The organism is Enterobacter cloacae complex sp. GF14B, assembly GCF_004136805.1.
In the GTDB taxonomy this organism is placed as follows: domain Bacteria; phylum Pseudomonadota; class Gammaproteobacteria; order Enterobacterales; family Enterobacteriaceae; genus Enterobacter; species Enterobacter hormaechei_C.
The window spans coordinates 62,520-70,313 of the sequence record NZ_QFRV01000014.1 but is presented as its reverse complement, the minus strand read 5'-3'; the positions used below and the strand labels follow the sequence as shown (position 1 = coordinate 70,313).

At 59.5% G+C, this 7,794-nt stretch carries 9 protein-coding genes; 5 read left to right on the top strand and 4 right to left on the bottom strand.

The features are described from left to right. From DD606_RS07610 to DD606_RS07600, 3 genes are all read left to right on the top strand, one after another. Positions 1-342: ABC transporter permease subunit (locus DD606_RS07610; protein WP_129258479.1), on the top strand; the 342-nt coding region annotated here is incomplete at its 5' end. Next, complete coding sequence (locus DD606_RS07605) at positions 342-962, top strand: ATP-binding cassette domain-containing protein (RefSeq protein WP_022650881.1); 621 nt, start codon at positions 342-344, stop codon at positions 960-962. The genes DD606_RS07610 and DD606_RS07605, both read left to right, overlap by 1 nt. Before the next feature lie 73 nt (positions 963-1,035). Beyond that, positions 1,036-2,343: a sulfurtransferase gene (locus tag DD606_RS07600; protein ID WP_061856413.1), complete on the top strand. Its 1,308-nt coding sequence runs from the start codon at positions 1,036-1,038 to the stop codon at positions 2,341-2,343. Here the strand turns inward: DD606_RS07600 and DD606_RS07595 are convergent. Together DD606_RS07595 and DD606_RS07590 are read right to left on the bottom strand one after the other, a co-directional pair. Then, positions 2,340-2,957: a CDP-alcohol phosphatidyltransferase family protein gene (locus DD606_RS07595; protein WP_045346454.1), complete on the bottom strand. Its 618-nt coding sequence runs from the start codon at positions 2,955-2,957 to the stop codon at positions 2,340-2,342. The two genes, DD606_RS07600 and DD606_RS07595, sit on opposite strands and share 4 nt — an antisense overlap. Next, complete coding sequence (locus tag DD606_RS07590; RefSeq protein WP_032658147.1) at positions 2,947-3,519, bottom strand: carboxymuconolactone decarboxylase family protein; 573 nt, start codon at positions 3,517-3,519, stop codon at positions 2,947-2,949. The genes DD606_RS07595 and DD606_RS07590 overlap by 11 nt, the downstream gene beginning before the upstream one ends. A 75-nt stretch (positions 3,520-3,594) precedes the next feature. Between DD606_RS07590 and DD606_RS07585 the strand changes: the two genes are divergently transcribed. After that, positions 3,595-4,011: a pyrimidine (deoxy)nucleoside triphosphate diphosphatase gene (locus DD606_RS07585; protein WP_045346455.1), complete on the top strand. Its 417-nt coding sequence runs from the start codon at positions 3,595-3,597 to the stop codon at positions 4,009-4,011. Here DD606_RS07585 and DD606_RS07580 read toward each other — a convergent pair. Continuing rightward, complete coding sequence (locus tag DD606_RS07580) at positions 3,971-4,243, bottom strand: YnjH family protein (protein ID WP_003857857.1); 273 nt, start codon at positions 4,241-4,243, stop codon at positions 3,971-3,973. The genes DD606_RS07585 and DD606_RS07580 overlap by 41 nt on opposite strands. A 225-nt stretch (positions 4,244-4,468) precedes the next feature. Between DD606_RS07580 and gdhA the strand changes: the two genes are divergently transcribed. Beyond that, positions 4,469-5,812, top strand: coding sequence for an NADP-specific glutamate dehydrogenase (gdhA, locus tag DD606_RS07575; protein WP_023315910.1), 1,344 nt, complete (start codon positions 4,469-4,471; stop codon positions 5,810-5,812). A 71-nt stretch (positions 5,813-5,883) separates the two neighbouring features. Here gdhA and DD606_RS07570 read toward each other — a convergent pair whose 3' ends face one another. Next, positions 5,884-7,791 carry a DNA topoisomerase III gene (locus tag DD606_RS07570; RefSeq protein ID WP_023324481.1) on the bottom strand — a complete coding sequence of 636 codons (1,908 nt, stop codon included), beginning with the start codon at positions 7,789-7,791 and terminating at the stop codon, positions 5,884-5,886. Positions 7,792-7,794: the final 3 nt, after the last annotated feature.

The following is a 7,794-nucleotide window of genomic DNA, read 5'->3' as shown; positions in this document are numbered from 1 at the left end:
TGGCGCCGGCTCGATCCCCGGCTTATCCTCACCGCCAGAACGCTGGGCTGGCGGCGGGCGAAAATTTTCTGGCTAGTGAAATGCCCATTGATGGTTCGTCCGGCCCTGCTGGCCTTTGCCACCGGCTTTTCCGTGAGCATGGCCCAGTACATGCCTACCCTCTGGCTGGGGGCGGGACGTTTCACCACCCTGACGACGGAGGCGGTCGCCCTCAGCAGCGGCGGCAGCATTCCGATCCTCGCCAGCCGGGCGCTGGGTCTGTTGTTGTTGACCAGCAGCGTATTTGCCCTTGCCACGCTGCTCTCCCGGCTCGTGGGCCGTCACAGACAAGGATTACGTTAATGCTGACCGTGAAAAATCTCACCATTGCGCCGCTCTTACATGAGGTCAACTTCCGCGTCCCGGCGGGGGAGATCGTCACGCTGATGGGGCCCTCCGGGAGTGGGAAATCGACCCTTTTCGCCTGGATGGTGGGTGCGTTATCCGCTGATTTTAAGGCGCACGGCGAGCTGTGGCTGAACGATCGTCGCTGCGATATGCTCCCCGTGGAAACGCGCGGGATCGGCATTCTGTTTCAGGATGCCCTGCTGTTTGACGCCTTCAGCGTGGGGCAAAACCTGATGCTGGCGCTGCCGGCGCACATCGTCGGGCGCGCCCGCCGCAACGCGGTCGAGCAGGCCCTGGAGACTGCCGGGCTGGCAAACCACTACACCAGCGATCCGGCGACCCTTTCCGGCGGCGAGCGCGCCAGGGTCAGCCTGTTGCGCGCCCTTCTCGCCCAGCCGCAGGCATTGCTGCTCGACGAGCCGTTCAGTCGACTGGATAAAACGCTGCGCGCCTCATTCCGGGCGTGGGTATTCGAGGTCACTCGCCAGCGCAGGATCCCGGTGGTGCTGGTCACGCATGATGAGGACGATATTCCGCCCGGCGGCGAGGTGATTGAGATTTCTCGCTGGCAATAATGTGCTAACGCAATGTTTTTGGCTTCAGGAGAGACGACAATGCCCCCCTCTTTTAATGACGTCAGGTTTTTCGATGAAACGTGTTTCTCAACTGACCGCGCTGGCCCTGATCTGCGGCCTCGCCTCACTCTCCTCCACGGCGGCTGATATGCCCCACTCCCTCACGCTGGACCAGCTCCAGGCGCAAAACGGCGCGGTAATTGATACGCGCGTCAGTGCGTTCTTTAACGGCTGGCCGCAGACCCTGAGCGGAACGTCCGGGCATGAACCCGCCGCGCTTAATCTCTCTGCCAGCTGGCTTGGGGCAATGAGCGATGAACAGCTCAGCGGCTGGGCAAAACAACATCGGCTTACGCCAGACATGCCGGTTGCGCTCTATGGCAACGATAATGACAACCAGACCGTCAAAACACGGCTGGAGAAAGCGGGCTTTACCCACGTCTCCACCCTGAGCAATGCCCTGCAACAATCCGACCGTCTGCAACGTCTGGCGCATTTCGAACAGCTGGTTTATCCGCAGTGGATCCACCAGTTGCAGCAGGGCAAACCCGTTACCGCCGCTCCAGCCGGAGAGTGGAAGGTGATCGAGGCTGGCTGGGGTGCGCCGAAGCTTTATCTCCTGAGCCACATTCCCGGCGCGGGCTATATCGACACCAATGAAGTGGAAAGCGAACCGCTGTGGAATAAGGTCTCTGACGAAGAGCTGAAAGCGATGCTGGCGAAGCACGGGATCCGTCACGATACCACCGTCATTCTGTATGGTCGCGACGTGTATGCCGCCGCGCGCGTGGCGCAGATCATGCTCTACGCGGGCGTGAAGGATGTGCGGATTCTGGATGGCGGCTGGAAGGCGTGGTCCGACGCCAGCCTGCCCGTTGAGCGCGGAACGCCTGCAAACGTGAAGCCAGCCCCTGATTTTGGCGCGCCGATCCCGGGCCAGCCGCGGCTGATGGTGGATATGGAGCAGGCCCGGGGAATGCTGCACCGTCAGGACGCGTCGCTGGTGAGCATTCGTTCCTGGCCAGAGTTTATCGGTGAAACCAGCGGCTACAGCTATATCAAGCCAAAAGGTGAAATTGCCGGTGCGCGTTGGGGCCATGCGGGCAGCGACGCGACCCACATGGAAGATTTCCACAATCCGGATGGCACCATGCGCAGCGCCGATGATATTGCCGCCATGTGGAAAACGTGGAATATCCTGCCGGAGCAGCACGTTGCGTTTTACTGTGGTACCGGCTGGCGCGCGTCTGAAGCCTTTATGTACGCCCGCGCCATGGGCTGGCAGAACGTTGCCGTCTACGACGGCGGCTGGTACGAATGGAGCAGCCATCCGCAGAACCCGGTCTCCACCGGGGAGCGCGGACCGGAGAGCGCACGCTAGCGGGGAAGTGACTTCAGCGTGATATAACCGCTCCAGATGCGCGTTGTGGTGGTCAGCCAGCACAACGCGCCAAACACCCATGCAAAGAGCGCGAAATGCGCCGGAAACAGGCTGCACAGCACAAACAGCGCGATGGTCTCTGTTCCTTCCGTTAATCCTCCAATGTAATAAAGCGACTTGTGCGCATAGCCGGGGTTGTCGATATCATGCTTCCCCGCCAGCGCGGCAAAGGCCAGAAAACTGCTGCCCGTCCCCATAAACGCGAACAGCAGCCAGGCGGCGGCGATCGCATTATCAGCCGGAGCGGCCAGCGCAAAACCAAACGGCACCAGGGCGTAAAACAGGAAGTCGAGGGCGATATCAAGAAATCCTCCCGCGTCCGTCAGGCCACGGCGACGCGCCAGCGCGCCGTCCAGACCATCCAGCAGCCGGTTCAGCACAATGGCGATCAGCGCCGCCGGATACCAGCCCAGCGCCAGAAAAGGTAACGCCAGCATGCCAATCGCAAACCCGGCGAGCGTTAAGCCATCAGGCGTGATAAACGGTTTATCCAGCGCGGCGGCCAGCTGATTTAATCCGGGTTTCAGCCGGGGGTGCAGATGTTTATCCAGCATGTGGTTTACCTTTAAACGTGGCGCACAGCCCCTGAGTCGGGATATCCAGCGCGGCGTTAAAGCGGGCGGAAAGATTCTGAAAGGCAATCAGAGCCGTCATTTCGGTGATGGTCTCTTCCGTAAAGTGGCGCTTCAGCAGGCTTTTGATATTTTCATCCACCTCAGGCGGCGTGGCGGTGACCGCTTCCGCATAGGCCAGCGCCGCGCGCTCCTCTTCGCTGAACAGGGTGGAATTTTGCCAGTCGCTGATGGCCTGCACTTTATCCAGCGCCCCGCTCCGCTCGGCCAGACGCAGGCTGTTGGCATCAATACAAAATGCGCAGTGGCAGATCTGCGAGACCCGCGTCATTAGTAGCGATCGCAGAACCGGGGTCAAACGCGCCTTGCGCCGCTCCAGATAGCCGACAAACAGCGCCACCAGCCAGAAAAGACGCGGCATACGACCCCACCAGCGAGTGGGGTTCAGCACCGCGCCGAAGTGTTTTTTCTGCATGGCGGCGATGGGGCTAAGGCTGACAGGAAGGGTTTCCATGGGCGCAACCCAGGCGGATATCTCTTTCACCTGATTCTCCTGATGACTGGACTCTTTGGAAGGGCACGATAATATGTCGTTTTTCGCTATTAATTATTGACGAACATGCTGAAAACACTCGATGTGGTTGCGGCCATCCTCGAAAATGAGGGCAAGATTTTGCTGGCGCAGCGTCCCGAACATGCCGATCAGCCAGGAATGTGGGAATTTGCGGGCGGGAAGGTTGAAGCCGGTGAGACCCAGCCGGAAGCGCTGATCCGCGAACTGCGCGAAGAGCTCGGCATTGAGGCCGTGCCCGCGCAGTATGTGGCAAGCCACCAGCGGGAGGTGTCGCAGCGGCTGATTCACCTCCACGCCTGGCATGTGCCTGAATTTAGCGGTGAGCTGAAGGCGCATTATCACTCGGCGCTGGTATGGTGTACGCCAGAAGACGCGTTCACGTATGATTTAGCCCCGGCGGATATACCGCTGCTGGAAGCGTTTATTCTTTTACGCGACGCCAGACCAGCGGGTTTGTACTGAGGGTGCGTTCATCACGCTGGCACTGCAACAGCACGCCATCCGCCCTGACCACTGCGCCTTCGGAATAGTTTTGATCCTGATAGATACAGCACTGATTACACGGCTGCGCACGCTGGCCGCCAGCGCTAAAGACCTCTGGCGGCACGTTAACCTCGACATCCGGGCGAATGCGATCAGCCTGTGCCCCGGCGGACACCATCAAACATAACGCGGCCATTGCGTAACGGTTCATAGACTTTGTTTCCTTTGCATCGTTTATATCTATAACGGTCGATCCGGACGGGATCTTTAATGTATCTCGTCATCGCTTTTAGTTATGACGCGCGCCCTGTCATTAATTTCCCTTGCAGCATAAATTTCTGCTTGCCTCTCAAAGCGGTGCGGGTGGTATAGTCAAAAAAACGACACAAAACATCTCCGCCACACGCATAAATTATTATAAGAGGTTCTTATATCTATGGATCAGACACGCTCTCTGGAAAGCTTTCTTGCCCATGTTCAGCAGCGCGACCCGCATCAAAGCGAGTTTGCCCAGGCCGTTCGTGAAGTCATGACCACCCTGTGGCCCTTCCTTGAGGAAAATCCGCGCTACCGCCAGATGGCGCTGCTTGAACGTCTGGTAGAGCCAGAGCGCGTCATCCAGTTCCGCGTGGCGTGGGTGGACGATCGCAATCAGGTGCAGGTCAACCGCGCATGGCGCGTGCAGTTTAACTCCGCCATTGGGCCGTTTAAGGGCGGGATGCGCTTCCATCCTTCGGTGAACCTGTCGATTCTGAAGTTCCTCGGCTTCGAGCAGACCTTTAAAAATGCGCTCACTACCCTGCCGATGGGCGGCGGTAAAGGCGGGAGTGATTTCGATCCGAAAGGCAAGAGCGAAGGCGAAGTGATGCGCTTCTGCCAGGCGCTGGTCACTGAACTCTATCGCCACCTTGGGCCCGACACCGACGTTCCCGCCGGAGATATCGGCGTGGGGGGGCGTGAAGTGGGCTTTATGGCCGGGATGATGAAAAAGCTCTCCAACAACAGCGCCTGCGTCTTTACCGGCAAAGGTCTGTCGTTTGGCGGTAGCCTGATTCGCCCGGAAGCGACGGGTTACGGTCTGGTCTATTTCACTGAAGCGATGCTTAAGCGTCACGGGCTGAGCTTCGAGGGGATGCGCGTGGCGGTCTCCGGCTCCGGCAACGTGGCGCAGTACGCTATCGAGAAAGCGATGGCGTTTGGCGCGCGCGTGGTTACCGCCTCCGACTCCAGCGGCACCGTAGTGGATGAAGCTGGCTTTACGGCAGAAAAACTGGCGCGTCTGTGCGAAATCAAAGCCAGCCGTGACGGTCGAGTAGCGGATTATGCCCGTGAGTTTGGCCTGACCTATCTGGAAGGTAAACAGCCGTGGGGCGTGCCGGTGGATATCGCCCTGCCATGCGCGACGCAAAACGAACTGGACGTGGATGCCGCCCGGACGCTGATTAGCAATGGCGTGAAAGCGGTAGCGGAAGGGGCAAATATGCCCACCACCATTGAAGCGACCGATCTGTTCCTGGACGCGGGCGTACTCTTTGCACCAGGCAAGGCGGCGAACGCTGGCGGCGTGGCAACATCCGGTCTGGAAATGGCGCAAAACGCCGCGAGAATGAGCTGGAAGGCTGAGAAAGTGGATGCCCGCCTGCACCACATCATGCTCGATATTCATCACGCCTGCGTGGAGTATGGCGGCGAGGCGTCTCAGACCAACTACGTGCGCGGGGCGAATATCGCCGGGTTCGTGAAGGTGGCGGATGCGATGATTGGGCAGGGTGTGATTTAAGGTTTATATCGTGCGGCCGGGTGCCCTCACCCCGGCCCTCACCCATAGGGAGAGGGTGAAAACCGGGCGTATCAGGCCGCGCTTTTCTTCTTTTTAAACGGTTTCTTCGCACCCGCGCCTGGTGCAACCATCCCTCTGAAGCGCTTCACCGGCGTGCTGCGCGCCTGATCGATCAGCTGGTAAAGCGTCCCCACCAGCGGCTGCATAAAGTCCTGATAGCGGCACTGCTTCTCGCTGATCTGCGTCAGCACCGATTCCCAGTGCGCGGTCATGTCCGGCCTGGCGGCCAGCTCCGGCAGGGAATGAATCAGCGCGCGCCCCGGCTCGGTCGAATGGATATAGCGCCCCTTTTTCTCAAGAAAACCGCGCTTAAAGAGCAGCTCGATGATCCCCGCGCGGGTTGCTTCCGTACCCAGACCGTCGGTGGCGCGCAGGATCTTCTTCAGATCTTTATCCTGCACAAAACGGGCGATCCCGGTCATGGCCGAAAGCAGCGTCGCATCGGTGAAGTGGCGCGGCGGCTGGGTCTGTCGTTCAACCACCTCCCCCTTCTCGCACAGCAGTTCGTCGCCTTTGGCCACGACCGGCAGCGGCGTGCCATCGTTCTCTTCGTCACGCTCTTTGTTGCCGAGCAGCGTGCGCCAGCCCGCTTCCGCGAGGAAACGCGCTTTGGCGATAAATTTGCCTTTGGCAATTTCCAGCTCAATAACGCACTTGCGGAAAACCGCGTCCGGGCAGAACTGCATCAGATACTGACGCGCGATCAGGTTATAGACTTTTGCTTCGTTGTCGGTCAGGTTGACGTTGCTGGTGCGCGCCGTCGGGATTATCGCGTGGTGGGCATCGACTTTTTTATCGTCCCAGCAGCGGTTATGGGTATCCGGGTTTACCGCCGGTTGCGGCAACAGATCCGGCGCATGGACACCAATGGCGTTCATCACCGAGTGGCGTCCGGCGAAGTGTTCCTCCGGCAGATAGCGGCTGTCCGAACGCGGATAGGTGATCAGCTTGTGGGTTTCATAGAGCTTTTGGCAGATATCGAGCACGTTCTGCGCGCTCAGGCCAAACTTTTTCGCGGCCTCGATCTGCAACGCCGAAAGGGAGAACGGCAGTGGTGCGGGCTCTGATTCCCGTTTGTCGTTATAGCTGGTAACGATCGCGGGCTGGCCGGTAATGCGGTTAACCACGTGCTCCGCCAGCGGACGATGTAGCAGCCGTCCCTCTTCGTCCTGATATGACTCACAGGCATCGCTCGGCTGCCAGACGGCGGTAAAGCGTTCGTCTTTCGGCGTGACGATATGCGCTTTGACTTCGAAGAAGTCTTTGGCGACGAAATTTTCGATCTCTTCGTCGCGACGCACCACCAGCCCCAGCACCGGGGTTTGAACACGCCCTACAGAGAGTACGCCCTGATAGCCCGCATTGCGTCCCAGGATGGTGTAGGCGCGGGTCATGTTGATCCCGTACAGCCAGTCCGCGCGGGCACGCGCCAGCGCGGAGACACACAGGGGAATAAATTCGCTGTTGGCGCGCAGGCGCGAGATCGCGCGCTCCACCGCCTGCGGATTGAGGTCGTTGATAAGGCAGCGCTGCACCTGCTGACGCTTTTCCGGCGCCAGCTCCAGGTAGTCCAGCACTTCATCGACCAGCAGTTGCCCTTCCCTGTCCGGGTCACCCGCGTGGACCACTTCCGTCGCCTCATGCAGGAAGCGCTTAATGACGTTGAGCTGTTTGGTGACGGAAGGACGCGGTTGCAGACGCCACTTTTCCGGCACAATTGGCAGATCGTTGAGATTCCAGCGGGCGTAGCGGCTGTCGTAGACATCCGGCTGCGCCTGTTCAAGCAGGTGCCCGATACACCAGGTGACCACCTGTCCGTTACCGCATTCGATAAAGCCATCACCTTTGCGATGCGGCTTGGGCAGCACATCGGCGATGGCACGCGCCAGACTCGGTTTTTCGGCAATAAACAACCGCATCGA

Bases quoted from the DNA above. Each gene is read 5' to 3' on its own strand.
- DD606_RS07595 (WP_045346454.1), bottom strand. From the start codon at position 2,957: ATGCTGGATAAACATCTGCACCCCCGGCTGAAACCCGGATTAAATCAG.
- DD606_RS07605 (WP_022650881.1), top strand. From the start codon at position 342: ATGCTGACCGTGAAAAATCTCACCATTGCGCCGCTCTTACATGAGGTC.
- DD606_RS07570 (WP_023324481.1), bottom strand. From the start codon at position 7,791: ATGCGGTTGTTTATTGCCGAAAAACCGAGTCTGGCGCGTGCCATCGCC.
- DD606_RS07585 (WP_045346455.1), top strand. From the start codon at position 3,595: ATGCTGAAAACACTCGATGTGGTTGCGGCCATCCTCGAAAATGAGGGC.
- gdhA (WP_023315910.1), top strand. From the start codon at position 4,469: ATGGATCAGACACGCTCTCTGGAAAGCTTTCTTGCCCATGTTCAGCAG.
- DD606_RS07600 (WP_061856413.1), top strand. From the start codon at position 1,036: ATGAAACGTGTTTCTCAACTGACCGCGCTGGCCCTGATCTGCGGCCTC.
- DD606_RS07580 (WP_003857857.1), bottom strand. From the start codon at position 4,243: ATGAACCGTTACGCAATGGCCGCGTTATGTTTGATGGTGTCCGCCGGG.